The organism is Halomicronema hongdechloris C2206, assembly GCF_002075285.3.
Lineage (GTDB): Bacteria > Cyanobacteriota > Cyanobacteriia > Phormidesmidales > Phormidesmidaceae > Halomicronema_B > Halomicronema_B hongdechloris.
The window spans coordinates 3,363,507-3,386,833 of record NZ_CP021983.2; the positions used below are offsets into that span (position 1 = coordinate 3,363,507).

Annotated in this window: 28 protein-coding genes; 13 read left to right on the top strand and 15 right to left on the bottom strand. The window is 54.7% G+C overall.

Features of this window, described 5'->3' with window-relative positions; translation table 11 throughout:
- Positions 1 to 3: 3 nt before the first annotated feature.
- The 5 genes from bicA to XM38_RS15250 all read right to left on the bottom strand — a co-directional run bounded on the left by bicA (position 4) and on the right by XM38_RS15250 (position 5,586).
- Complete coding sequence (gene bicA, locus XM38_RS15230; RefSeq protein WP_088430291.1) at positions 4 to 1,740, bottom strand: bicarbonate transporter BicA; 1,737 nt, start codon at positions 1,738 to 1,740, stop codon at positions 4 to 6.
- A 44-nt stretch (positions 1,741 to 1,784) separates the two neighbouring features.
- Complete coding sequence (locus tag XM38_RS15235) at positions 1,785 to 2,648, bottom strand: universal stress protein (RefSeq protein WP_080804791.1); 864 nt, start codon at positions 2,646 to 2,648, stop codon at positions 1,785 to 1,787.
- Positions 2,649 to 2,659: 11 nt separating this feature from the next.
- Positions 2,660 to 4,159 (bottom strand): SulP family inorganic anion transporter, encoded by a 1,500-nt coding sequence (locus XM38_RS15240; protein ID WP_080804792.1) that lies wholly within the window; start codon positions 4,157 to 4,159, stop codon positions 2,660 to 2,662.
- A gap of 296 nt (positions 4,160 to 4,455) precedes the next feature.
- Positions 4,456 to 5,106: a Uma2 family endonuclease gene (locus tag XM38_RS15245; protein ID WP_088430293.1), complete on the bottom strand. Its 651-nt coding sequence runs from the start codon at positions 5,104 to 5,106 to the stop codon at positions 4,456 to 4,458.
- A 6-nt stretch (positions 5,107 to 5,112) separates the two neighbouring features.
- Positions 5,113 to 5,586: a molybdenum cofactor biosynthesis protein MoaE gene (locus tag XM38_RS15250; protein WP_080804796.1), complete on the bottom strand. Its 474-nt coding sequence runs from the start codon at positions 5,584 to 5,586 to the stop codon at positions 5,113 to 5,115.
- 82 nt (positions 5,587 to 5,668) lie between these two features.
- Here XM38_RS15250 and XM38_RS15255 point away from each other — a divergent pair, with 82 nt between their 5' ends.
- Complete coding sequence (locus XM38_RS15255; RefSeq protein WP_137455135.1) at positions 5,669 to 6,340, top strand: YdcF family protein; 672 nt, start codon at positions 5,669 to 5,671, stop codon at positions 6,338 to 6,340.
- Here XM38_RS15255 and XM38_RS15260 read toward each other — a convergent pair.
- Positions 6,257 to 7,255, bottom strand: coding sequence for an aspartate carbamoyltransferase catalytic subunit (locus tag XM38_RS15260; protein ID WP_080804800.1), 999 nt, complete (start codon positions 7,253 to 7,255; stop codon positions 6,257 to 6,259). The genes XM38_RS15255 and XM38_RS15260 overlap by 84 nt on opposite strands.
- Positions 7,256 to 7,306: 51 nt before the next feature.
- Between XM38_RS15260 and XM38_RS15265 the strand changes: the two genes are divergently transcribed.
- Positions 7,307 to 7,843, top strand: coding sequence for a hypothetical protein (locus tag XM38_RS15265; protein WP_080804802.1), 537 nt, complete (start codon positions 7,307 to 7,309; stop codon positions 7,841 to 7,843).
- Positions 7,844 to 7,976: 133 nt separating this feature from the next.
- On the opposite strand, the gene XM38_RS15270 is transcribed toward XM38_RS15265, so the two are convergent.
- From XM38_RS15270 to ndhC, 3 genes are read right to left on the bottom strand one after another with little or no spacing between them, the layout of a single operon-like run.
- Positions 7,977 to 8,528 carry an NAD(P)H-quinone oxidoreductase subunit J gene (locus XM38_RS15270; RefSeq protein WP_080804804.1) on the bottom strand — a complete coding sequence of 184 codons (552 nt, stop codon included), beginning with the start codon at positions 8,526 to 8,528 and terminating at the stop codon, positions 7,977 to 7,979.
- Entirely contained in the window at positions 8,521 to 9,237 is a 717-nt protein-coding gene (gene ndhK / locus XM38_RS15275; protein ID WP_187329424.1) for a photosynthetic/respiratory NAD(P)H-quinone oxidoreductase subunit K, read from the bottom strand. The genes XM38_RS15270 and ndhK overlap by 8 nt, the downstream gene beginning before the upstream one ends.
- Before the next feature lie 29 nt (positions 9,238 to 9,266).
- Positions 9,267 to 9,629, bottom strand: coding sequence for a photosynthetic/respiratory NAD(P)H-quinone oxidoreductase subunit C (gene ndhC, locus XM38_RS15280; protein WP_080804808.1), 363 nt, complete (start codon positions 9,627 to 9,629; stop codon positions 9,267 to 9,269).
- A gap of 414 nt (positions 9,630 to 10,043) precedes the next feature.
- Between ndhC and XM38_RS15285 the strand changes: the two genes are divergently transcribed.
- From XM38_RS15285 to XM38_RS15310, 6 genes are all read left to right on the top strand, one after another.
- Positions 10,044 to 10,400 carry a rubredoxin gene (locus tag XM38_RS15285; RefSeq protein ID WP_080804975.1) on the top strand — a complete coding sequence of 119 codons (357 nt, stop codon included), beginning with the start codon at positions 10,044 to 10,046 and terminating at the stop codon, positions 10,398 to 10,400.
- 63 nt (positions 10,401 to 10,463) lie between these two features.
- Positions 10,464 to 11,474 carry a photosynthesis system II assembly factor Ycf48 gene (locus tag XM38_RS15290; RefSeq protein WP_080804809.1) on the top strand — a complete coding sequence of 337 codons (1,011 nt, stop codon included), beginning with the start codon at positions 10,464 to 10,466 and terminating at the stop codon, positions 11,472 to 11,474.
- Between the two features lie 136 nt (positions 11,475 to 11,610).
- Positions 11,611 to 11,859 carry a cytochrome b559 subunit alpha gene (psbE, locus tag XM38_RS15295; RefSeq protein WP_080804811.1) on the top strand — a complete coding sequence of 83 codons (249 nt, stop codon included), beginning with the start codon at positions 11,611 to 11,613 and terminating at the stop codon, positions 11,857 to 11,859.
- A 35-nt stretch (positions 11,860 to 11,894) separates the two neighbouring features.
- A complete protein-coding gene (gene psbF / locus XM38_RS15300; RefSeq protein WP_080804813.1) occupies positions 11,895 to 12,029 on the top strand; it encodes a cytochrome b559 subunit beta in 135 nt (44 codons plus the stop codon).
- A gap of 6 nt (positions 12,030 to 12,035) precedes the next feature.
- Positions 12,036 to 12,158: a photosystem II reaction center protein L gene (locus XM38_RS15305; protein WP_080804815.1), complete on the top strand. Its 123-nt coding sequence runs from the start codon at positions 12,036 to 12,038 to the stop codon at positions 12,156 to 12,158.
- A gap of 127 nt (positions 12,159 to 12,285) precedes the next feature.
- A complete protein-coding gene (locus XM38_RS15310; RefSeq protein ID WP_080804817.1) occupies positions 12,286 to 12,405 on the top strand; it encodes a photosystem II reaction center protein J in 120 nt (39 codons plus the stop codon).
- A 214-nt stretch (positions 12,406 to 12,619) separates the two neighbouring features.
- Here the strand turns inward: XM38_RS15310 and XM38_RS15315 are convergent, their stop codons facing one another.
- Both XM38_RS15315 and XM38_RS15320 read right to left on the bottom strand, forming a co-directional pair.
- Positions 12,620 to 14,536, bottom strand: a complete 1,917-nt coding sequence (locus XM38_RS15315; RefSeq protein ID WP_080804819.1) for a metallophosphoesterase family protein — start codon at positions 14,534 to 14,536, stop codon at positions 12,620 to 12,622.
- 167 nt (positions 14,537 to 14,703) lie between these two features.
- Complete coding sequence (locus XM38_RS15320; RefSeq protein ID WP_137455136.1) at positions 14,704 to 14,904, bottom strand: hypothetical protein; 201 nt, start codon at positions 14,902 to 14,904, stop codon at positions 14,704 to 14,706.
- A 388-nt stretch (positions 14,905 to 15,292) separates the two neighbouring features.
- Here XM38_RS15320 and XM38_RS15325 point away from each other — a divergent pair, with 388 nt between their 5' ends.
- Positions 15,293 to 15,541 carry an energy transducer TonB gene (locus XM38_RS15325; protein ID WP_088430299.1) on the top strand — a complete coding sequence of 83 codons (249 nt, stop codon included), beginning with the start codon at positions 15,293 to 15,295 and terminating at the stop codon, positions 15,539 to 15,541.
- Here XM38_RS15325 and dinB read toward each other — a convergent pair.
- On the bottom strand, positions 15,511 to 16,626 hold the full coding sequence (gene dinB / locus XM38_RS15330; RefSeq protein ID WP_187329425.1) for a DNA polymerase IV: 1,116 nt from the start codon (positions 16,624 to 16,626) through the stop codon (positions 15,511 to 15,513). The two genes, XM38_RS15325 and dinB, sit on opposite strands and share 31 nt — an antisense overlap.
- Before the next feature lie 347 nt (positions 16,627 to 16,973).
- Between dinB and XM38_RS15335 the strand changes: the two genes are divergently transcribed.
- The 4 genes from XM38_RS15335 to hpsJ-A all read left to right on the top strand — a co-directional run bounded on the left by XM38_RS15335 (position 16,974) and on the right by hpsJ-A (position 19,712).
- Positions 16,974 to 17,327: an antibiotic biosynthesis monooxygenase gene (locus XM38_RS15335; protein ID WP_080804825.1), complete on the top strand. Its 354-nt coding sequence runs from the start codon at positions 16,974 to 16,976 to the stop codon at positions 17,325 to 17,327.
- A 184-nt stretch (positions 17,328 to 17,511) separates the two neighbouring features.
- On the top strand, positions 17,512 to 17,763 hold the full coding sequence (locus XM38_RS15340; protein WP_080804827.1) for a hypothetical protein: 252 nt from the start codon (positions 17,512 to 17,514) through the stop codon (positions 17,761 to 17,763).
- A 209-nt stretch (positions 17,764 to 17,972) separates the two neighbouring features.
- The gene (crtA, locus tag XM38_RS15345; protein ID WP_187329426.1) at positions 17,973 to 18,902 is read left to right on the top strand and encodes a cyanoexosortase A; all 930 of its coding nucleotides are present in this window, start codon (positions 17,973 to 17,975) and stop codon (positions 18,900 to 18,902) included.
- Positions 18,903 to 18,950: 48 nt separating this feature from the next.
- Complete coding sequence (hpsJ-A, locus tag XM38_RS15350) at positions 18,951 to 19,712, top strand: HpsJ-like protein, cyanoexosortase A-associated (protein WP_080804831.1); 762 nt, start codon at positions 18,951 to 18,953, stop codon at positions 19,710 to 19,712.
- A gap of 128 nt (positions 19,713 to 19,840) precedes the next feature.
- On the opposite strand, the gene XM38_RS15355 is transcribed toward hpsJ-A, so the two are convergent.
- The 3 genes from XM38_RS15355 to XM38_RS15365 form a co-directional block, all read right to left on the bottom strand.
- Entirely contained in the window at positions 19,841 to 21,154 is a 1,314-nt protein-coding gene (locus tag XM38_RS15355; RefSeq protein WP_080804833.1) for a DUF3747 domain-containing protein, read from the bottom strand.
- A 625-nt stretch (positions 21,155 to 21,779) separates the two neighbouring features.
- Entirely contained in the window at positions 21,780 to 22,568 is a 789-nt protein-coding gene (locus XM38_RS15360) for a transglutaminase domain-containing protein (protein WP_080804835.1), read from the bottom strand.
- Positions 22,569 to 22,718: 150 nt separating this feature from the next.
- Positions 22,719 to 23,063 carry a hypothetical protein gene (locus XM38_RS15365; protein ID WP_080804837.1) on the bottom strand — a complete coding sequence of 115 codons (345 nt, stop codon included), beginning with the start codon at positions 23,061 to 23,063 and terminating at the stop codon, positions 22,719 to 22,721.
- Positions 23,064 to 23,327 lie beyond the last annotated feature (264 nt).

Below are 23,327 nucleotides of genomic sequence, written 5' to 3' on the forward strand. Positions count from 1 at the left end.
CTCTCAGCCCTGCTGCTGTGAAGGCCCGCCGGGAGGAGCGTTTGTCAGGTCCGGTGCGATCGCAGGCTCAGACATCGCAGATTGCCGCTGCTGCACGATCGCCAATCCTGCGTTCAGGGCCTGTAGGCGTTCATCCATCCAATAGTCATCCGGGAATAAGCCACCGATCTGTAAGGTTTCCAGCCGACGTTTGACTTGACCAGTTGCCCCTACCACAATCACCTCCCGGCCCTCCTCAGTGGCTTCCTGAATCGCATTCTCAATGGCCAGTGAAGAGGTGACACCCAACACCGGCACCTCGCTGAGGTCGACAATCAACACGTCATAGTGATCGATGGCGTCATGTTCCCGGGAAATGGCCTTGGCGACGCCGAAGATCATGGGGCCACTGAGATGAAAGAGCAACATGCGACCATTGGCGGAGTCCAACGCCTGTTTCTCTGTCGGAGTCAGCACGATCTGATCGTCGGCATCTGTAATCGCCTTCACTGATTCCGACTGCAGGGCATCTAATCGGGCAATGGTGAGGATATTGGCGATAAATACCCCCACCCCCACGGCCACCATTAAGTCTACGAAGACCGTCAGCACTACCACGCTGTACAGAATGCCGGCAGCCTTCCAGGAAATCTTATGGACTCGTTTCAAGAAACCCCAATCGATAATGTCAATGCCCACCTTTAAGACGATTCCCGCCAACACCGCCAGTGGAATACCCGAGGTCAACGGGGCTGCCCAGAGGGCCACTACCAGCAAAATTAGGGCGCGACTAAGACCGGATAGGGCCGTGCGGCCCCCGGCTTGAATGTTGACCACGGTGGCTGTGGTAGCGCCGGAACCGGCAATGCCGCCACAAAGTCCGGTCATCAGATTGGCAATGCCTTGACCGACCAATTCCTTGTTGGACCGATGTTCGTATCGGGTCAGGCTATCCGACACCAGACAGGTCAGCAAGCAATCGATGGACCCCACCATGGCTAGCACTATGGCATTGACAAACATCAATCGCAGGTTGCCAGGGGTGAAGGTCGGCAGTTGAAAATTCGGTAATCCGGCAGTGATTTCACCAATGGTTGCGATCGTGCGAATCTCAATGTTTTGTAGAAAGATCAGAGAGACCACCGTGCCGATGATCAATGCCACGAGCTGAGGCGGCAAAATCCGTTTCAGGGAGTGGGGATATAGAAACAGAATCACCAGAGTCAACATCCCTAACCCCGTTTCCCAGGGACTCACATTGGAGATCAGGGTAGGCAAACTTCTAATCACCCCAAGCACTCCCCCATCGGGGGTTTCTTGACCGAGAAACGGGGCAATTTGCATGAAGATGAGAATCACCCCAATGCCGGTCATAAATCCTGAAATCACGTTGTAGGGCAGCATGGTGATATACCGCCCCAGCTTCAGCAGCCCAAAGCCAATCTGAAACAGCCCCGCCAGCATCACCACCGTGAACGCCATCGCCAGCCCTTGCTCAGGATTGCTGGCAGTAGTTTCGGCAATTACCGCCGTGATGATGACGGTCATGGGGCCGGTGGGTTCTGAAATCAGGCTGGGGGTGCCGCCGAACAAGGCGGCAAAAAAGCCCACCAGAATAGCTCCCCACAATCCCGCCGCCGCCCCTGCTCCAGACGCAATACCGAATGCAAGAGCCATCGGTAAGGCCACGACTGCAGCCGTGAGGCCACCGAGGATGTCACCGCGAACATTGCGAAGGTTGATACGGTTAGTGATCGGCATGGGAGGCCTGGGGCTCGATACGACAGGGAAGGGTTAGACAAATGCTAACGGAACAACAACACCGGAACCGGACTACTTCTTAGCAGTTGTATAGTGGTGCTGCCGAGCACCAGATGGCGAATGCGACTGTGGCCATAGGCTCCCATCAATAGCAAGCTGATGTCATGGGCCTGAATGTATTGGGTGATGACTTTTTCGGCAGCTCCCGGAATCATCTGGCAGGTGGGGCGAAATCCGGCAGACTCGGCTTCCATGGCTGCCACTTTGAGATGGGCTTTGGCGGTTTCATCGTCCGCTTTTTTGCCGGCGGTGACGATGTGCAGATCGAGTCCTTGAAACGCGGGTGATGCGACCAGGAAGTGCAGCATCTTTTGACAACTTTTGCCGCCGTCATAGGCGAGCAGCAGCCGCTCAATCGGTTTGTAATGGCGGCAGGTGATCAGGCAGGGTTTATGGCTGGCCCGGGCGATGCGCTCCATATTGGCCCCCAGGTGGTCGGAGGCAAATTCCGCCGCTTCTCCTCGCTTGCCCAAGATAATCAGGTCAGCGGTGGCTTCAAAGCGATGAAAGATATCGACTAAGAAGCCGGTCTCATGGATCAAGTCGATTGCGGTCACCCCGGCCGCCCGCAATTGCGCCTCAGCATCCTGCAGCACCAGTTGCGCTTTTTCGTGGTTGATCCTGGCCTTCTCATGCTCCAGTTCCACCAGCTTGTCCAGCAGCTCACGGGAAGCCCCTAGCCCGATGGCGCCACTATAGTTTCCTGTAGAAGCTACCTTCTGGCTGCGAATATCAGACACAAACAAAACATCCACTTCAGCTTCCAGACGAGAGGCCAACCAGCCAGCATAGCGATAGCTGCTCTGGGCGAAGCGGGATCCATCGGTACAGAGAAGAATGTGTTTCATCAGTGGGCACATCAGTGATTAGCGAGTTTTTCCAGGGCATCGGGCTCGTTGTGGATGGCCAGCCGATTCAGCAGCGATTGACTGGCTTCGTTGACCCCCAGCAGTTCCACATCGGCCCCATGACGGCGGAACTTGAGCACCACCTTATCGATGGCGTTCACCGCTGCCTGATCCCAGACATGGGCATGGCTCAGATCCACCGTCACCCGCTCCAGCTCTTCTTCAAAATCAAAGGCACTGAGAAACTCCTCCACGGACACGAAGAATAACTGCCCGGCCACTTTGTAGGTGCGCTCGCTGCCATCGGAACTGAGCACCGTGTCTACAAACACCACCTGGGCGATTTTACGGGAAAAGAAGACCGTACTCAGCGCAATGCCAATAACAACGCCGATGGCCAGGTTGTGACTCACCACCGTAATCACCACCGTGGTTACCATGACCGCCGTTTCACTGCGGGGAACGCGGCGAATGTTTTTAATTGAGGACCAGTTGAAGGTGCCGATAGACACCATGATCATCACCGCCACTAACGCGGCCATGGGAATCTGGCTGACCCAGTGCCCCAATACCAGAATGAAAAACAGCAGAAACACGCCAGCAGCCAAGGTGGATAGCCGTTTGCGGCCGCCGGACTGGATGTTGATTACAGACTGGCCAATCATGGCGCAGCCGGCCATGCCACCGAAAAAACCGGTGATGATGTTGGCAATACCCTGGCCTTTGGCTTCTTGATTTTTGTCACTGGGGGTGTCGGTCAGTTCATCCACCAGTGAAGCGGTTAACAAAGATTCCAGTAAGCCGACAATGGCGAGAGTGGCTGAGACTGGGAAGATGATTTGCAGCGTCTCCAGGGTCAGCGGCACCTGGGGCAGCATCAACCCGGGCGGTGTTGTGGGCAACTCTCCCATATCCCCCACGGTCGGGACATCTAACCCCAGCGTCATGGAGGCTCCCGTGAGCACCACGATCGCCACTAGCGGTGAAGGCACTAACTGAGTCAGGCGTGGCAGCAGATAAATAATTCCCAACCCAGTGGCCATCATGGCATAGACCACCCAGGAGGCACCGCTTAGCTGGGGCAACTGAGCCATGAAGATTAAAATCGCCAGGGCATTGACGAATCCCACCATGACCGCCCGTGGCACAAACTTCATCTGCTTGCCCAGCTTCAAGAGGCCGAAGATCACCTGCAACATGCCGGTCAAAATGGTGGCGGCAAATAGATACTGAACGCCGTAATCCTTGACCAGATAGACCATGAGCAGCGCCATGGCTCCGGTGGCGGCAGAAATTAGGCCCGGCCGTCCCCCTACAAAGGCGGTGACGACGGCAATGATGAAGGAGGCGTACAGCCCCACTTTGGGGTCAACCCCGGCAATGATGGAAAAGGCAATGGCTTCTGGAATTAGCGCCAATGCAACCACGGCCCCCGCCAACAGATCGCGGGAGACGTTGGAAAACCAATCTCGCCTCAGTTGGGTGGCGTTTGTCCATGTGGTTGTGGTCAATGCAACCTCCTAACGCTAGAAACCATATCCCTTGCCTACCCCTGGCGTCCGCCGGCTGGGCAAATAGTGAAATTGTCCATGAGTCGGGTCGGGGCAAGGGCAACGATCCTTCGCACAACATGATGCACCACTCATGCCTTAGACCATGCTGTTTAAGCACATGTCGCAATGGAAGACATTTCAGGTGAGTTGGAGCTGCTTGTATAGTTCTCTAGGGCCATATTTGCTAAATCCTGTGATGCCGATACTCAGGGGTATGCGGAATGAAGGCACGGGCGATTCAGGACGATGTTTTTTCAAGGAGCCACAATCTGCTGTTCGACCCACGCTCGAAACTGTCGTAGCGTTTGGGTTTCGCCCAGTTCCAATCGGTCTGCCAATAGCTCCGTGAGTTTGTCCGCAGGAAACCAGGGAAATGTGGGGCTCTGGTCAACAGACTGATAGGCTCCACTGGGCTGCAAGACAAAGAACTGCATCGTCGCCCCCGTAAAGCGCCAAAACTCTTTAACGGCCAACCCCGCGTAGAGCCCCCGTTTGTCGAGCGAGTTCGTGCTGATATCGATTTCAATGACCAAATCAGGGGGCGGATCCCCAGCATTCAAATCAATAGTTTCCCGACCCCTCATCAAGGGTTCACTTTGAATGTAGTAGCAAGAATCAGGTTCCGCCCCAGCTTCCACATCATCCCGGGTTAACGTCGTGGAGCCTCCCTTACTCATCCCGATATCCAGCTCATCGGTCATCGTCCGAATGAGGTCGTCAATGAAACGGTTGATATTTTCATGACGATATAGCGGACTCATGATTTCTAACGTTCCCTGACAGTAGGCGAAGCGAGTGCGGCGATCGGTACCAGACTCCATCAAGATGTTTTTGAACGTTTGCCAGGAGATGTGATGCAATAAGATGCGCTGTTCAGCCGGTTTTTCAACCAGGACTTGAGTCATAACGTTCTACTCCTCTTCACACGCACCAATACTGACCCAGGTGCTAGAGCCATCCTGCCAGTGTTCCTTCTTCCAGATGGGGGCATTGTGTTTGAGGGTATCGATGGCAAACTGACAGGCGGCAAAGGCTTCACCGCGGTGGGGGCAGCCGACGGCTACCAGGACGCTGATCTCACCGATTGTCAGCTTGCCGGTGCGATGGTGAATCACCACCCGTGTCACATCAGGCCACTGCCGGCGGATCTGGATTGCAATTTGCTTGAACACTTCCAACGCCATGGGTTCATAGGCCTGGTACTCCAGATAGGAGACAGGATGGCCGTCGGTGTTGTCGCGCACCATGCCGCTCATGACCACGATCGCGCCATTGCGAGAATCATCCGCAAGTTGATATGCCTCTGCCAGCGATAGGGGGGCAAAGGTGATCCGTAAGGAATCGGTACTGGGAAGGGCGCTGGGGGAAGAAACGGCGGTGACCATGGCGTACGGCAATAATTCGACCAAGTTGTTCTAGGCGACAGCCCCAATGGGGATGCCTGTGTCATAACAGTTTCAGGATACCGTGTCGTTCTGGTGGCGTTCGCCGCTCTGGCGATCGATTGCCGGTGATTACTCTCTCTATGTTGCTGACCCTACCGACCTGCCCGGAGGATGCCACCAGCCTGTGGACCAGCTTCAGTTGGACTATCTTTGGTTGGCTGGTGCGCTGGTGGTTCTAGGTCGGGTGGGACCCTTGCGGATGTCTCGAGTCGAGACCGCCGTTGAGCTTTGGCGAACTCAGCGGGCCCCGATGATTGTCGCCAGTGGTCGGGAAGATGCCTGGCCTATCAAGAATGCCTTGACTGCTGCTAAGGTGCCGGGGCGGCGGCGGCTGATCGACCCCTGTTCCCGCACTACCTATGAAAGTGCTCAGGAGACGGCGTCTCTTCTGCTACCCCAGGGTAAGCAGCGGATTATTCTGGTCAGCGATCTGCCCCGTTTGTTGCGATCGCACCTCACCTTCGAAACCCTGGGATTTCAGGTGATTCCTCACGCCAGTCCCCTGCCGGACCATCTGCCTTGGCCACGACGACACCTGTTGACGGTTCGCGAGTGTCTTGGTTGGCTCAGCTATGGCATTCGGGGGCGCTACGCCCAGAAGACCGCACCCTCAGCGGGGCCGACTTCCCATCAAGTACAGCAGGGCCATGCGCACGGCCACCCCACTGGTCACCTGCTGCGGGATCAGACTTAGGGCCGGATCGTCCATCAACTCCGAGCTCAACTCGACGCCCCGATTCACCGGACCGGGATGTAGCAATTTGACCCCGGGTTGGCACTGGCGGATGCGAGCGTGCGTGAGACCAAACTGCTGATGATACTCCCGTAGACTGGGAAGCCGATGCTGACTCATGCGCTCCTGTTGCAGCCGCAGAGTCATGACAAAATCAGCTCGCTCCAGAGCCGGTGCCAGTTGCCAGTGCTGCACAATGGTGCGCGGTAGGGATGAAGCCGTTGTAAACGCCGCGGCAAAATCTGCTGGTAATAGGGTAGGAGGGGCTGCCAGATGCACCTCCGCCCCGCAGGCAGAGAGGCTCCAAAGATTGGATCGGGCTACCCGGGAGTGCAGAATGTCACCGACGATGGCAATCTTTTTGCCCTGCAGCGGCTCAATGCCAGGATTTTTTGCATCGAGACTGAGGCAGAGGGTAAATAAATCCAGCAGAGCCTGGGAGGGATGCTCATGTTGACCATCCCCGGCATTGAGCACCGCCACTCCACTAGCCAGCCGATCGAGTTCGGTGGCAATGGTGTGGGGGACACCGGCTTCCCGGTGGCGAATCACCATGATGTCGGCTCCCATGGCCAAGTAAGTCTTGGCCGTATCCAGAATGGTTTCTCCCTTCGTCAGAGAGGAGGAGCCGGTGGCAAAATTTAAGACATCGGCCGATAGTCGTTTGGCGGCTAGCTCAAAGCTACTGCGGGTCCGCGTTGACGGTTCAAAAAATAGATTAGTGACCACCTGTCCCTGTAGGGTCGGCACCTTCTTCGTACGACGGGAGAGCACCTCCCGAAAACTCACGGCAGTCTGCACCACGGTGTCGTAGTCTGCGGGCGTAAATTCCGCCAGGGAAAGCACATGGTGACGAGTCCACTGGGCATCCGCCATGATAGATATGCCTAATGACGACACGACAGAGAGGGCTCACGGTGCATGTCCATGGAAACCCGATTCCAGTATTCCATGCTGCAGCAGTGCTGTGGCCTGTTGACGTCATTGCTCCTGTTGGGCCTGGTTGCCTGCCAATCCGCTCAGCCCCCTTCGTCTCTAAGGCCCATTACTAATGGCCTTGACCTAGACGCAGTGATTGCTGCCCTCGATCGAGCCCTGGAGACTGGCGTCGATCTCACCACGGTCACTGTGTATCGCCTAGATGATCAATGCCAAGGATATATAGATGAAGCGGTGCGGGTCCCTAAAGAGCAGGCCCTACAAACCGTCATTGGCCAAATCTTATCGCAGCAAACCTTTTTAGGATTTGACCTGAGTGGCTATCGGGTCGATTATGACCCAACGGCAGCCACCATCACTATCGATCTACGTCTGGCCCCCGATTCTTTCCGACGCCTGGTCTCTTTGTCTAGCTGTGAACAACAGGCAATCTTCGGCAGCCTGCGTCAAACCTTAACGCGCCACCCTGATTGGAAAATCGACACGGTACAATTCACGGATCGAGGTCAGCCCCTGATGCTGTGAGATGGTGCTGTCGCGCCGACAACGGCTTCCTTAGGGGGCTAGCACTTATTGCGCTTTAGCATTGGCCCCCCAACTGTCCACTTGTAAAGCCGAGGCCGACGCTCCCCCCATTACCTATGATCAAGCAGTCTGATCAATAGGCATCCTGCAATTCGTAGAAATCGGGAGAAATGTAGTCCTTCCGCAGGGGCCAGCCGACCCAGTCTTCTGGCATCAGCAGCCGCTTCAGGTTGGGATGGCCCTCATAGACGATGCCGTACATGTCGTAGCTCTCCCGCTCTTGCCAGTCAGCAGACCTCCAGATCCAGTAGACCGAGGGTACCCGAGGATTTTCTCGAGGCAAAAATACCTTCACTCGTACTTCCTCAGGACGGTCGGCATCATCGCTCACCTTAATCAGGTGGTAGAAGCTGACCAATTTCCCTCCTGGTCCGGTGTCATAGGCTCCCTGACATTGCAGATAGTTGAATCCGTAGGTGTACAGGGCGGTGCAGATGGGAATTAGAAACTGAGACTCTACCCGTAACAGTTCTACACCGCTGTGGTCAGGTTCGAGGGCTTCGGCGTCGAAACCGTTGTCCGTTAACCAGCTACAGATTGGACCGATTTCAACCAGTTGACCTTGTGCCTGTTCCTGATCGTCACCATTTCCAGGAGTTGACGCCTGGGATTGCTGATCAGCCATTGTCGACAGTGTCCTCCTGCTGCTGTGACTCTGTTAAAGACGGCGATACTGGCATGCCTGTAGCGGCCCCCAGTTCCTGCGGTGGAGCCTGGCGGCCTTCAGCCTGAACATACTGTCCCGTCAAGATGGGCGGTACTGGCTTCAAATTGTGAGCGGTGGTGTAATAGCGATGGGTTTGTTCCATCTGGGCCCGCTCTTGCATCGATTCATTGGCCACTTTCTTGCGCAACTTGACGATGGCATCAATGATGGCCTCGGGTCGGGGTGGGCAGCCAGGAATGTAGACGTCTACGGGAATGAGCTTATCTACTCCCCGTACCGCTGTCGTTGAATCACTGCTGAACATACCGCCGGTAATCGTGCAGGCTCCCATGGCCATAACATACTTGGGGTCTGGCATCTGCTCATACAGACGCACTACGGCCGGCGCCATTTTCATGGTGATAGTGCCAGCGGTGATGATTAAATCAGCCTGCCGTGGGCTAGCGCGCGGTAGCAAACCAAACCGGTCAAAGTCAAATCGAGAGCCGATCAGGGCGGCAAACTCGATGAAGCAACAGGCCGTGCCGTACATCAGCGGGAATAGACTGGAAAGGCGGCTCCAATTGTATAAATCGTCGACCGTGGTCAAGATGATGTTTTCTGAGAGATCCTGGGTCACGGCAGGTGGAGCCGCAGGACTACTGATGCGTTCATCAGGCGCTATCATCGGGCGCTTAGGAGGAAGTGTATTTGCATTCATGACCATTCCAATGCTCCTTTTCGCCAGGCATACACGAGAGCAACCACCAAGATGGCAATGAAGATGAGTGCTTCTACGAAAGCAAGTAGCCCTAAGCGATGGAAGGCCACGGCCCAGGGGTAGAGAAAGACAGTCTCGACGTCAAAGACGACGAAGACCAGGGCGAACATGTAGTAGCGAATGTTGAACTGAATCCAAGCACCGCCGATGGGCTCCATGCCAGATTCGTAGGTGGTTCGCCGCTCTACCCCGCGACCTTTGGGGCGCAACAGCCACGAGGCCGTCAAAGCCAAGATAGGCACCAGACTGCAGAACAGCAGGAAAACCAGAAAATATTCGTATCCGTTTAAGACAAACACCCGTTAGCTACTGCCTCACACTCAACTCAACATTCAGCACAGCCATCTTCTGAGGACGGTTGTCCCGTCTAGGCCTTAGCTTCATTATAATTTACATATCTATCAACTTCAGGGGAGCGTCTCAGAATCTTCCTGTCAGGCAGGTTTTGGTCCTCGCCTCACGACCTTGGCCAACAACGCAGATTATAATAAATCCCTGACTATGTCATAATCTTTAACACACGGTTATGCCAAGCCCAGCTTGAGACGCGGAGTTTCCCGCTAGGCAAATTCCGGGCTTTGAGCTAGACGCAGTTCATTTTAAGGGGTTTTTTCCCGATCCGTGGTCTGGTCTTAGATAGAGATATGGAATTACCTCCATAGGGAATGGCTATGAGTACCGAGCCTAATACTCCTACCAACATGGATGCCAACATGGATGCGACTCCTGAGCAGGCGGTGTCTGAGAACGCTGAGCCTAGAGAGTTAGACCACTATGAGTGTCGCAGTTGCGGCTATGTCTATGAGCCTGAGAAGGGAGATAACCGGTCGAATGTTCCGGCGGGTACCTTGTTCAGTGAGTTACCTGAAGGCTGGCGTTGCCCAATCTGCGGGGCTCCCAAGCGGCAATTCAGCAATATCGGTCCGGCAGGCTCCCCCTCTGGCTTCAAGGAAAACCTGGGCTATGGGCTAGGGGTGAATACTCTGAGCCCCCGTCAGAAAAACGCGTTGATCTTTGGTGCCCTGGCCTTAGGGTTTTTGTTTTTCATGAGTCTCTATGGGCTTCGATGAGCCCATAGAGCCAGCAGTTATTGCTGACTGTTTCTTCGTCACTGTAGAGATAAGTAGACTGTGATGCGTGCGTTGGTCACCAGATTAAAGCAGGGATTGGCTCTAGTTGCGATCGCACTTTTCGCAGCCAGCTGTAGCAACTACCTGCTTCCCAACTTAGAGGAAAACCCCTGGGACATTTTGTCCCTTCCCACCGATGCCACCTTTAATGACATTGCCTTTACCGACACCGATCCGAATCATGGCTGGCTGGTAGGTACCGGCAATACCCTGATGGAAACACAAGATGGTGGCAACACCTGGGCACCAAAAACCCTAGACTTAGACCAAAAGTACCGTCTTACCTCGGTGAGTTTCTCAGGCACTGAGGGATGGGTAACCGGTCAGCCCTCACTATTGCTACATACCACTGATGGCGGCGCTAGCTGGGAACGGATTCCCCTGAGTGAAAAACTACCCGGCAAGCCATTTCTCATTACCGCTTTAGGCCGCCAATCTGCCGAGATGGCCACTGATGTCGGCGCCATCTACCGCACAGAAGACAACGGCGAAACTTGGCAAGCCCTAGTAGAAGGGGCTGTAGGAGTTGTGCGCAATATGAATCGCTCTGCTGACGGGCACTACGTGGCAGTCTCCTCCCGAGGTAACTTCTACTCCACCTGGCAACCTGGAGAGCGTGAGTGGCACCCCCACAATCGCCAAAATTCACGACGGCTGCAGAACATGGGCTTCGATCGGGATGGCCACCTTTGGTTGTTGGCTCGGGGCGGGCAGATCCAATTTGCTGAATCTGGAGGAGTCGAAGACTTCGAAGACCCAATTAACCCTGAGCTTGTCACTAGCTGGGGGCTGCTGGATATCGCCTACCGCACCCCCGATGAGCTCTGGGTATCGGGCGGCAGTGGCAATCTGCTCTGCAGTTTTGATGGTGGCAAAACCTGGTATCGGGATGAATCTGTCGAAGATGTGCCATCCAATCTGTATCGCATTGTGTTCACCGACGCTAATCGCGGCTTCGTCCTAGGACAACGAGGCTATTTACTGAAATATGCCGACACCACTGAAACTGCTTGATGCCCAATTGGTTGGTCAAATTTCACTGTAAATTAGAGAATAGCTCACGGTTGTTAAGCATTTCGTTCTTTCCGTATGATTGAATAGGAAGAGTCTTGAACATGTTGCTGTTTGTAAGTAAGGAGGAACCGTTTAGATGGCAGGTACAACTGGAGAACGTCCATTTGCTGACATTATTACCAGTGTTCGTTACTGGGTGATTCACAGCATCACCATTCCGGCATTGTTTATTGCTGGTTGGTTGTTCGTTAGCACCGGCCTTGCCTATGATGCCTTTGGCACCCCTCGGCCTAACGAGTACTATCCAAAGAACCAGATGGAGCTGCCAGTGGTCTCAGACCGCTACGAAGCCGATCAGCAAATTAACACCTTTACGGGCCAGTAACGTTAACTCATTTGTCGTCATTAGGTGAGGTACCTATGCAAAGTAACTCTCCCAACGAACCGGTTACCTATCCCATTTTCACAGTTCGGTGGCTGTCGGTTCATGCCCTAGCTATCCCGACTGTATTCTTCCTCGGTGCGATTGCCGCCATGCAGTTTATTCAGCGATAGGAGTTTATCGTGGAGCGGACACCAAACCCTAATAAGCAACCAGTCGAACTAAATCGAACGTCGTTGTACCTGGGATTGCTTCTCATATTTGTGCTGGGATTTTTGTTTTCCAGCTATTTCTTCAACTAGACATTCCCAGTATTTTCCCAGGCGGTTGAATTAGCATCGATTAGCATAGGCCTTGTTACCATGCTGCTCGATGCCAGATTGTCACTGTTCGTTTAGGCTGTGCATGAGATATAGATAGGAGAACATTATGTTGCAAAGCGGTCGAATTCCTCTGTGGCTAGTCGGGACAATTGCTGGCACAGGCATTCTCGTTGTCGTCGGGTTGTATTTCTACGGAGCTTATGTAGGCGTTGGCTCCGCCATGTAGGCGCCAGAGTAGTCAGAATGTTTCCGCTATTGACTCTAATGGGCATCGACGACTGATATAAGATCAAGGTTTATCTGACTGACCGTTAAGGTCCAGAAGTGTCTATGCTTCTGGGCCTTAGCGATTAGAGCGCACTTAGCGGCAATCTTGCCAACAGTAGCAGACCTGCCCCGCAAGGTCGCCTGGGCAGAAGTGGGCTGACTATTCGCCCAACTTACTCGGGAGAAACCACTGATGTCTCGTTGGATGCCGATGAGGTCCCTAGGGAAAACTCATCGAATTTAACCACTTCGCTCTCTGGAGCACGGGTATCGAAGTAATAGCTGCTAACAGTACCGCTCTCGGTGTCTAGCAGGCTAAAGGCGGTGATGTCATTACTGGCGATATAAGGTAAGGGATCTCCCTGCTCATTGGTTAGGGGGGCCACGGTAGGAATCTGGGGGCGTAACCCATTGGGATCGCCACTGGCGGCATAGTAGTCCTGGCGATAGCCATAGCGTAAATCTCCATTGGCCTCAGCAGGTGGTATCTGGCGTTGCTGCTCTTGCCAGTAGGCGCCATAGGTGTTGCCCACATTGGAGGTTTCCAAGAAATGCATCCCACCAGGGCTAACAAAACGATTCCAAATATGGGAATGACCGTAGAGCACCAGATTCACTCCGGCTTGTTCCAACAGCGGCATCAAATCTCGCCCTAAATAATCATCTTGGCGGGGATATTCGTAGCGGATGGCTTGCAATTGGCCGTTATCCTGGCGGTCGAAGCGGCGAACTGGCTCTGTGAAGGGAGGAACGACGTTGTCTCCCAGGGAATGGGGGGGATGGTGCAGCATGACGATTTTGTATTTGGCTTGGCGAAAGGCGTCGCTCGCTAGCTCTCGCTGCAACCATTGATACTGCCAGCTTCCTGGCGTAATCGGCTCAAAGATGTGATTGCCGTGGCCCCAAGCCCCAGGGTTGTGGAGATCGGCGGCCCGTTCTCGATAGCGTCCTCGAGTATTGAAGCCCACGTCTGGCTGGCGCCAGATGCGAGTAACGTAAAGGGAGATTAGCCGCACGTCGCCGAAGGTGACGGCATAGTAACGGGAGGTTTGCTCAGGGCGATCAGGGTTGGGAACGGTGCTGCGGGGCAGGCTGAAGATCTCTTCATAGGTGTCGCTGTTGAAGGAATTATCGACAATCCACTGGCGTCGTAGTGGTTCCGAATCGGTAGGATTGAAGACCTCGGCGTGGTCTTGATAGAGCTGAATGGCGGCAGAGCGCGGCACGGGATCGTTGAACTGCTCTCCCAGAGACGTGGCCATGGAGTAGCGGCCCATGACCTCGTGGTTGCCGATGGCTGGGAATAGGGGAGCATGCTGAATTAATTCCCCGCCTCGGTAAAGCGTCGTTTGATCCGCGTGGGTCAGTGCATAGTGGGCTCGTCCCTGTAGGCAGGGAAAGAAGGCATACCCCTGATTGTCATCGAACCATTCCGAGGCTCGATCGGGGATGTTGACTAAATCCCCGGCCATAAAGATGGCATCGACTTGCCCGGCCGTCTCGGCCACCTGCTGCAGGTTGGCTGGGGTCATGGGTTTGAGCTGGTGATCAGAAGTTAAGAGAATGGTCAGGGGTTGGCCAGCCGCAGGGGCGGCGCTGAGGGTAAAGAGCTCACTGCGGATTAATTCGCCGTCTTCCCTCAGGCTGATGACTCGATAAGGAATGCGTTGACCGGTTGGTAGGCCGGTGAGTTCAGCTTCATGGCGCCAGATGGGCCGATGGATGGGAGCCTTTAAATCAGCCACTGTCACATCCGCTAGAGTGACCTGGGAGTCGCTGTCTTCCCGCATCCGGCTGAGTTGGGTGGTGGTAGCAATGGCGCGCCATTGTTCGGGCTCGCCTTGGGGAAGTCCCGAGCCAGCGACAACCGCGTGGTCGCGACCGGCAAACTCGGTGAACCAGACCACCCGCACCGATGTGGGCGTGGGATTTTGCAGGAAGGGATCGGTGAGTAAGCCGCTGCTCACGGCAGGTGTCTCCTCAGTTTGGATTCGGGGTGACAGCCTAGGATACATCGTTACTAGTAGGGCTGTCGTTAACACCAGTAGTAACCCTGCTACCAGCAAGGTTAAATCTTCACGCTTTGCCATGGAGCACCACTTATCGCCCCCTGTAGATTAGCTCAGAGGAGATTTGAAACATCACGGGTGGCTCAAGTTTTGTGCCGCCCACAGCTTGATGGTGGTGACTGTGGCAATTGTGCAGCTCAAAAAGCGTCCTGCTATTGCCCAGTGACGGCCTTGGCCTGTGCCAAGCTTTAGGTAGGTATTAAGGGACCTATGGAGCGACAAGATTGCGATCGCATCTCTTCGGCCTGGTGGCGCCAACTGGTGTGGGCCGCCTTCTTGTTGGCGTCCTTAGGCGTACACGGGTTGGTATTGTCTTTGCCGATAGCCACCCATGACTCGCCTGAAGACACTGAGGACGACAGGCCTACCCCCGCGGCCGTAGCGACCATAGCCGTGACCCCGTTGTCGACCTCTCCCCCCCAGAAACCCCAACCCCAGCGGCCCCGCCGCCGCCACCCCCCCCAGAGAACCGTCCTCCAGTGCAGCCCCAAGCCACCCCATCACCTTCTCCCGAGCCTATGCCCCAGACCACCGTAGCCCCTGCCACGGAGACGCCTAGGCCTGCCTCAGATACGCCTGAGGCTTCTGCAGAGACGCCCCCTTCTTTGCAGGAACGGCTGCAGGATCGCAGCCAGTATGGTGACTATGATGGCAGCCAGGTGAAGTCAAGCGGCCGAGCAAAAAGTGTGGCCTATCTCACCTGGCAGGCTGGCTTGGCTTCCAATGATTATGGTGGTCAGGCCCCGGCTCACACCCCGGAAAAAATGACCCTTGTCGATGGCCTATGCCCTAGACCACTGCCTGGATACTCCTCCAGCCACTGCCTATGTGGGCGTCGTCCTAGACTCCCAGGGGAACCTTCAGAGTGATTTGGCGATATTGTCCAGCAGCGGCTATGCCATCTTGGATGAAGCCGCCCGGGCAACCATTCAGCAACATGATTTCTCCCCCCCCGCAGAACTGACCGCCTACTCGATAGAGGTGGAGATAGAGAACTATCCTGACGACTGTCCAGAGAGGACCTGAGAGGTAGTCTCAAGGGTTAGATCCAAGCTCAACTGGGTATAGGGAGAAACGGGCTGTAGATTTGCGATCGCAATGCCCAGCAGCCGTACCCGATGTTGCTGCTGCCAATGGGCAATCAATAGCTGGGTAGCCTGGGCATGAATCTCAGCACTGGTCTCAAAGGGAGTCGAGCGGGTATAACTGCGGGTAATCTGGCGATAGTCGGCGTATTTCAGTTTCAGCGTCAGCGTATAGCCACAGCGTTGTCGTTGTTTTAGCCGGCTGGCCACCTGCTCCGCCAAGGGTGCCAATGCCTGCTGCAGCTGAGCCAGGGTTTCTAAATCCCGAGCAAAGGACCGTTCTACCCCGATCGACTTGCGCACCCGGCTGGGATTAACCGGTCGCGGATCTGCCGCTCGCGCCAACTGATAGTACCAGCGACCGACTTTACCAAAGTGACGCACCAACTCGGCCTCTGACCATTGCTGTAAATCGGCCCCGGTATAAATGCCCAGGCCATGCATCTTAGTAGCCGTGACCTGGCCAATGCCATGGAATCGCTCAATCGCCAAAGTGGCCACAAAGGCTAGGGCCTGGCCTGGGGTAATCAGGGTGAGACCATCGGGTTTTTGATGTCCGGAGGCAATCTTAGCCAAGAACTTATTCATCGCCACGCCGGCGGAAGCAGTCAGGCCCGTCTCTTGGTAAATTGCCCGTTTAATAGCTTGGGCCGTGGCCTGGGCCGAGGGTAGATGGCGCTTATTGGCCGTCACATCCAGATAGGCCTCATCCAGGGCCAGGGGCTCGATTAAATCGCTGTAGCGACGAAAAATCCCATGGATCTGCCGGGACACCTGGCGATAGACGTCGAAGCGGGGTTTGACGAAGATTACCTGCGGGCAACATTGCTGGGCAGTGCGGCTGGGCATGGCGGCATGGATGCCAAAGCGTCGGGCCTCGTAGCTGGCAGCAGCCACGACCCCCCGTTGCTCAGGGCGTCCCCCGACCACAAGGGGCCGTCCTTGGTAGGCTGGGGTATCCCGTTGCTCTACCGAGGCATAGAAGGCATCCATGTCGATATGAATGATCTTGCGCAGATTGCCCATGCTCTCAAGAGGGAGGGGAATCCCGCTGTCCCTGGGACGGCTTTCCCCCTGCCATCACTGGCTAGCTTTTTCATCATAGAAGTGTGGATGAGATTTGGATGCAGCAACGTCGGTGAGGGTCACGATGACCCAGCAGTGGCGACGGGCTAAACGCTGGCTGGGACAGCGATTGCAGTGATGGGGCCAGGCCCTGAGTCAAGGGTAGCCGTAGCATCGACTCCCGGCAAAACTAGCCGGGGAATGCCCTCAGGGAGTCATGAAATCTAAAACCTCACTAAGAATTGGCGATATGCGATCGCGTCTGAGGGACACTAGAACTCTAGCAACTGTGACGCATACATATCGCCATGACTGAATTTCTCGACTTTCTCAAGCACAAGTATGCCTATGTCGCCATTGGTGAGTTTAAGCCTGGGTGTTTCTCAGAGGCCCGCCAACTCTATGAAAAAGCGGTGTCTACCTATGACCATGGCTTCAAGGGGGCCTATTTACTGCAGGAACCCGGTACTGATCGAGGCATTGCCATCATCCTCTGGGAAAACGTAGAGGATATGGAAGCCCACGAGAGTGAGGTGTATGAGCAGGCTCTAGCCAAGATCTCCCATCTGTTTGCGACACCACCAGTAACCACCTTCTATGAGGTGTGTAGTGAAATTGGCTTACCTGATGGGGCCAAGCCAGTGGGAGTAGTGGATGCATAGGCCGGCAATCGCTTGGCAGTAATGCTCTCCGCCACGGCCTCCCAGCCCTCCTAAATGGGGAAGCAAGTGCTTCCAAGTCCCCTAGAACTGGGGGCTGCAGGAGGGTATTAGTGAGCAAACTTTTTGCAAAATATTGCGCCTGATGGTGTACTCTGGTTAAATTTCCTGTATTCGAGCAGAGCCTATGGCAAAACGGCCCAAACACACGCAAGCTCATATGTCTCGCACGGTCTCTAAACGCCAGTCCACCTTCTTTCGACAGCGCACCCGGACTCAGATGGAATACTACATGGGGGCCAAGTTGATTGAGGTGGGGGTTGACCCCAAAATTGCTATCTATCGCTGGTCGGTTGAAGACCAGGGGGCCAATGAAGTCTGGACCTACAGTGCCTACTGGGGAGACTCTCGCGAGAAGTTGGAGCAGGCCGAGGCATAGATCCTCCGGCAGGGCCTGGGGTTGCGAGGGTCTCAGAGTTTAAGACGGTGAAGTATCAGAAAGTTTCCCGATCTAGGGAGACTTAATGATTTGCTAGGGCCTGAGTAAGGGTTTCGTAAACTCAACGACCAACTTTAAGGAATTGGGCATTGACCTTGGCTTAATGGATGGATATTGGCTACTCCTCAAACTTCGCCATGCCGTCTTCAATGATGCCTACTGTGTCAACGATTCGCCTGCCCAAAGTGGGACTGTTGGGCCTGAGCGCTACGCTGGTCTGTATTTACCTGGGGCTGCTGTGGCGCATTGATGACGTGGCTCACTTAGGGATGAGTCTATTGTTCTTAGTCGCAGCTGGCTCGATCACTTGGGAGCGCCGACAGCAACTGCAGTGGCGATGCGATCGCATCGGCCTCATAGCCGGAGGCGGTCTACTACTACTGACCCTGGCAATCAGTGGTTGGCTAGCCGGCCAGGGGCATCCTGATCACCTCCCTACTGGACTGCGGCGGCAACTCTTTCAGAGCCTCTTACGGTTGTTACCGTTTCTGTCTACCCTAGCTCTGGCCTGCCTGGCCGCAGGCTGGCATCATCTCCGTCAGTTTTGGCGGGAAGTGGCGATTATGGCTGCCCTCGGCATTCCCAGTATCTTGGCTAGTGTCACCGTAGACATCTCGCCGATCACGGCTCGGTTTTCGACCCTGTTGTTGTGGTACGGCGGTTTCCAGGTGGTGCGCCAAGATCTGATCATCGCCTTGCCTGGGGGCGGGGTAGAGGTCTATGCAGGGTGTTCGGGCATGGAATCCATGACCTATCTGCTAGGGCTATCTGTAATCTGTCTGATTATGTTTCCGATTCGGGGCGTGAAGGCCTGGCTGACTCCTCTGTTGGCCATTGCCTTAGGATTCATCATCAATGGGATTCGGGTGGCCCTGATGGCGGTGTTAGCGGCCACGAACAACACCGCCGCCTTCGACTACTGGCATGAGGGAGACGGGTCTTTGCTGTTTGGACTGTTTGCCGTGCTGACCTTTGGCGGCCTGTATATGGGATTGCTGACCCTAGATAGCAGCAAGCCTGCCGCCTCAACCCAGACCGACCCACTGGAGTTCCCTTGGGACCCTCCCCCTGATGCCTAGGGGTGCCGTTGTTGCTAACTGACGAGCTGCGCAAGCATTGAATAACCGATGACTAAGACTAATAAGACAACGCCAGATACCGAACAGCTGACTCAAGCCCTGAAACAACTCTGGAAATCCCGCAGCACTATGCTGCGCTCAATCTCACCTCTACGGTTGGCGGGCTATGGGTTATTGCTGTTAGCGCTGTTTGACCTAGCGGAAATTTTAATTCCGCCCGTGTTGATGAACCCCCGCTGGGAATTTCAGGCCTTCGGCCAGTTGATTGAGCGAGTTCCCGTGCCGCTGATTGGGGTCGGCCTGATTTTTATCGGCGGTCGGGATGAACGGCTGCCATGGGAGGTCTCTCTGCTCAAAATATTGTCCTGGGTGACGCTACTGGTGGGGGTGCTCTATTTCCTGCTCATTCCCCTGGGGGTGGTCAATACTATCCGCATTGACCGCCAAAATAATGCCCAGATCACGACCCAAACGAATGAAGTGCGATCGCAAATTGAGCAGGCTAAAGCGCAATTGGCGACCGTGAGTACTCCCGAGGAAATGCAGGCATTATTGCAGGCCGCTGGAGCGACCCAGGCAGTGCCTGAGCTAGGAGATCAACAAGATATCTCAGCCCTGAAAAATCAATTTACTGAGGCGATTGCAGACAACGAGGCGTCCCTGGCCACACAGGCCGCAGAAACTCGCTCCTCCCGACGCCTGGGGCTGCTGGAGAAGTCTATCAAGTGGAACCTCGGAGCCCTGGTAGCTGGGATGATGTATGTTCTCATCTGGCGCAGTACTGATTGGGCCCGGCGCGCCACTTCCTAAGAGTATTCCATCTAATCTGGCCTATTCAGCCAGCCCTTGGATGAGTATTGAGCGGGAACACTCTAAGCCAGAGCTATGCCAGTGTATCCGTCAGGGAGGGGGCAGCCAACGCGCTGCCCCCAACGCAGTTATTGGGCCTCGGTGCCACAGTCATAGAAGCGCACCAGCGCCGCCGAGGCATAGTTGCGCAGGGCTGGCTGATTGGGCGCAAAGGCTGTTCCCGATTCATTCAGCGGGGTGGCGACGCCACAGTAGGCTGACATGGTGGTGATTAGCGATTCTCCCCAATGGCCCTGAATGTCAGAAAACTGGAACGCTGTCTGGGTGGGGACTAACTCGGTATTGAGTCCTTGCGATCGCAACGAGAACTCTGCCGTGCGCCGGATCATAGCCATCAGCTCCACCCGCGTCACATTTGCCGTGGGTCGGAAAGTGCCCACATCGTCGCCGCTGACGATGTTATTGACCTTAGCAAACTGAATCTTAGCAGCACTCCAGCGACTGGCTGGGACATCAGGAAAGGGATTGCTATTGACCTGGTTAGGCACATTGAGATTCGGGATGCGGGTGCGCAGGGCCTCAACAATCATGGAGACGGCTTGTTCTCGGGTGACAGGTTGGCGGGGACCGAAGGTGCCATCCTGGAAGCCAGCGATAAATCCGATTTCAGTGGCTCGAATAATTTCGCTGGCGTATAGATCGCCACTGATGTCAGGAAATACGGGACCGGGCGTGGGAGTTGGTGTCGGCGTGGGAGTTGGTGTCGGCGTGGGAGTTGGTGTCGGCGTCGGTGTCGGCGTCGGTGTTGGCGTCGGCGTCGGCTGTGCGTCGATTAACTGGGCTAGGGTGAGATCATTGGTGAAGTAATTATGGCCTAGGGTGCGGCCCTCAAAGGTGCGCTTGGTAATGCGCCAGCCCGGTTCCAGGATGATTTTGGTGTAGCCAGTGGGGCTAATGCCATTGGTGCGGCCGATGGTCAGCGGTCTGCCCCCTAACCTAGGGATTCCCTGTAGTACTAAGTCCCCATCTATTGCTCGAATCCGCAAGAGGTAAGACCCTCCCAGATCCTCATCGGCCACCCGAATAGAATAGCCGTTGCTATCAGAGGCCCGACCACAGATGCCTGAGAAGTCAAAGGTGGTCCACAGGGGCTCAACGGCTACTGGATTACTGCCAGTTTCCTGCCAGCAGGGACGGCTATCACTTATCTGCTCGATGATATACAAGCTGTAGGGCTCTAAACGGCTACCAGGAGCGGCCACTACCAGAAAATCATCCTGATCAACTTCCTGCTTACCATAGACTGTCTGAGCTAATTGAGGTGTAACAGTCGCCCGCGGGGTCTGAACCTGGTTATAGGCGATGGCAGTGCCCAAGCCACCGAATAGGCCAACGGTAACGGCAGTCAGTGCAGTGATGTTTAATCTTGCCAGTGATGTCATGGTCACCCTTCCTAAGAATGAACGTGTGTGAGGTAAGACGACACCAAAATATAGCGTTAGCCAGATAGCTGAGGCTAGTCAGCCTTGCTCAAGGCTCCAAACTCGGGAGCGATTTGGCGTGCAACCGTCTCATGCTGGCTGATGGCTGCTATACCATGCCGTCTGTTCGGTGAGACCCAGGTCAGATCGGGCTCAGTTGTTTTCTTGACAGCCAACCTCCATGGTTCAACTCGGCCTAGGGGTTGACCCGCTCGCTAAACGCCGATGCTATCAATACCCCGGCACTCGACAGTTGTCGGAGCGCTCAGTCAGTAGTATTGATCTACAGAACCTAGATACGTTATGTCATAGATCACAGACGAGACAATTCGCTATTCAGTTTCTAAGGGAACTCAGTGGCGATATTTCTCCAGATTTAGTCTTGCCTAGGGTATTGTTCTGTAGGTGAAGCGCTTTGACAAGTCTCTCTTGGTGTTCTGTAACGTCAGATGACAAATTGGCAAGATGCCTGGAGCTAGAGCCATGCTCTGAGGAAGATGACCAGGGGAAATGATAGGAGCTAATGGGCGCAATGGGGGCAGTTGCCACCCCACATGGGTAGTTAGCCAGGGTAGATCCCTTAATATCACTGGGGAGCCACCGCATCCACCCACACCTGCATATCAGTCAAGGTGATGGGCCCAAATTGGGTGGCCAAGGCCACATCCGCGGCGTCGCGACCATAGGCAATGGCGATACGATTACCCCGCAACTCCGATTGACTGGCATCGAAGACATACCAATGATCCCCGACAAACGCTTCAAACCAAGCGTGTAAATCCATCGGTTCTAATTGATATAAATAGCCCACTACCATGCGGGCAGGGATATTTAAACTGCGGCATAGTGCAATGCCTAAATGGGCAAAATCACGGCAGACTCCAACGCGATGGCGGGCCGTTTCAACTGCTGAGGTGGAGACATCGCTAGCACCATAGGCATACTGAATATGACTGTGAATCCACTGGCGAATGGTGTCTACTTGATCATATCCTGGCCGACTATCGGCAACGATTTCACTGGCCAGTTCTGCCAAACTATCTGATTGACAATAGCGACTCGGCAACAAAAATTGTAGGGCTGTCTCCGGTAAGTGTTGAATGGGAACAAAGGGCGCCCCTGGTTGCACATCAACATGATCTGCAGTTTCCACCTGCACTGTTGTGCTGACCGCCAGGGCTCCCTCTGGCACAATCAACCGTTGGCATAAATTGCCATAGCTGTCGGTATACTCGACAACGGGAACTTGAGGCTGCAATAAATATTCTTCCTTCATTACCCATTGGGCAAACCCACTGCGGGGCCTGAGCATTAAGATTAAAGGAGCTGGAGCCGTTGCCGTGAAAGAAATATGACATCCAGCAGTCAGTTGCATGATATCTAGGATGGATAGCCCCCACGCAGCATACTTTGTCAAGGGATATGAGTTTATTAATCGAGATATCCGTTCTCAAACGTCGATACAGACACTCCATCGATATAAGCTCTGCATTTTGTAATAATCGGCAGTCCCGGTGGCCAGGCATCACAACGAAATCCGTCCTGTGGAGAAGAGGCGATAGCCTAGGGTAAATGACACTAAGGCCAAGAAGAACTGCCACAAGCTGGTCGGATTGAGGATAGCCCGGCTGCTGACAAAGACACACAGCACTCCCAGGGCAATCAGCACCCAGCCCAATTGCTTAGCTGCCCCCAGGGGAGCCAGCAGCAGCGTGACGATGCCCAGGCTCAAGAACAAGATAGAGACATCAGCAGCGATGCCACGCCACCAGTAAGGATTGACATTGGTGGTGAAAAAGATGTTTTTGCCCAGGAAATAAAGCCCCAGCAGCAGTAGACCCAGGCCAATCAGTTGAATCAGAAATCGCATCGTTTACCTACCCCAGGCCAACATTTCATCCAAAGCGATTATTCTCAAGAGGAACCTCTACTGCCCGACAAGCGACGGGCCAGCCATAGAGGTCCCCCAAATCCGATCAGCAGATTTGCCAATAACCACAGATAGGAGATGGCTCCTCCAAAACCATGGATAGTGCATCAGCTTGTCTAGGGAAATTCTCACAATCACGACCTCGCTCGCATTGACCTACCCACTCTGCAGCTGTGATTGGACAGGCAGAGATAGGGAAGCTCG

Bases quoted from the DNA above. Each gene is read 5' to 3' on its own strand.
- XM38_RS15315 (WP_080804819.1), bottom strand. From the start codon at position 14,536: ATGGCAAAGCGTGAAGATTTAACCTTGCTGGTAGCAGGGTTACTACTG.
- dinB (WP_187329425.1), bottom strand. From the start codon at position 16,626: ATGGGCAATCTGCGCAAGATCATTCATATCGACATGGATGCCTTCTAT.
- XM38_RS15265 (WP_080804802.1), top strand. From the start codon at position 7,307: ATGGAAACCCGATTCCAGTATTCCATGCTGCAGCAGTGCTGTGGCCTG.
- XM38_RS15245 (WP_088430293.1), bottom strand. From the start codon at position 5,106: ATGACTCAAGTCCTGGTTGAAAAACCGGCTGAACAGCGCATCTTATTG.
- XM38_RS15335 (WP_080804825.1), top strand. From the start codon at position 16,974: ATGACTGAATTTCTCGACTTTCTCAAGCACAAGTATGCCTATGTCGCC.
- XM38_RS15250 (WP_080804796.1), bottom strand. From the start codon at position 5,586: ATGGTCACCGCCGTTTCTTCCCCCAGCGCCCTTCCCAGTACCGATTCC.
- XM38_RS15320 (WP_137455136.1), bottom strand. From the start codon at position 14,904: ATGGTCGCTACGGCCGCGGGGGTAGGCCTGTCGTCCTCAGTGTCTTCA.
- XM38_RS15325 (WP_088430299.1), top strand. From the start codon at position 15,293: ATGGCCTATGCCCTAGACCACTGCCTGGATACTCCTCCAGCCACTGCC.
- psbE (WP_080804811.1), top strand. From the start codon at position 11,611: ATGGCAGGTACAACTGGAGAACGTCCATTTGCTGACATTATTACCAGT.
- XM38_RS15310 (WP_080804817.1), top strand. From the start codon at position 12,286: ATGTTGCAAAGCGGTCGAATTCCTCTGTGGCTAGTCGGGACAATTGCT.
- XM38_RS15285 (WP_080804975.1), top strand. From the start codon at position 10,044: ATGGATGCGACTCCTGAGCAGGCGGTGTCTGAGAACGCTGAGCCTAGA.
- bicA (WP_088430291.1), bottom strand. From the start codon at position 1,740: ATGCCGATCACTAACCGTATCAACCTTCGCAATGTTCGCGGTGACATC.
- XM38_RS15235 (WP_080804791.1), bottom strand. From the start codon at position 2,648: ATGAAACACATTCTTCTCTGTACCGATGGATCCCGCTTCGCCCAGAGC.
- crtA (WP_187329426.1), top strand. From the start codon at position 17,973: ATGATGCCTACTGTGTCAACGATTCGCCTGCCCAAAGTGGGACTGTTG.
- ndhK (WP_187329424.1), bottom strand. From the start codon at position 9,237: ATGATAGCGCCTGATGAACGCATCAGTAGTCCTGCGGCTCCACCTGCC.
- XM38_RS15270 (WP_080804804.1), bottom strand. From the start codon at position 8,528: ATGGCTGATCAGCAATCCCAGGCGTCAACTCCTGGAAATGGTGACGAT.
- XM38_RS15260 (WP_080804800.1), bottom strand. From the start codon at position 7,255: ATGGCGGATGCCCAGTGGACTCGTCACCATGTGCTTTCCCTGGCGGAA.
- XM38_RS15290 (WP_080804809.1), top strand. From the start codon at position 10,464: ATGCGTGCGTTGGTCACCAGATTAAAGCAGGGATTGGCTCTAGTTGCG.
- psbF (WP_080804813.1), top strand. From the start codon at position 11,895: ATGCAAAGTAACTCTCCCAACGAACCGGTTACCTATCCCATTTTCACA.
- XM38_RS15340 (WP_080804827.1), top strand. From the start codon at position 17,512: ATGGCAAAACGGCCCAAACACACGCAAGCTCATATGTCTCGCACGGTC.
- XM38_RS15365 (WP_080804837.1), bottom strand. From the start codon at position 23,063: ATGCGATTTCTGATTCAACTGATTGGCCTGGGTCTACTGCTGCTGGGG.
- hpsJ-A (WP_080804831.1), top strand. From the start codon at position 18,951: ATGACTAAGACTAATAAGACAACGCCAGATACCGAACAGCTGACTCAA.
- XM38_RS15355 (WP_080804833.1), bottom strand. From the start codon at position 21,154: ATGACATCACTGGCAAGATTAAACATCACTGCACTGACTGCCGTTACC.
- XM38_RS15360 (WP_080804835.1), bottom strand. From the start codon at position 22,568: ATGCAACTGACTGCTGGATGTCATATTTCTTTCACGGCAACGGCTCCA.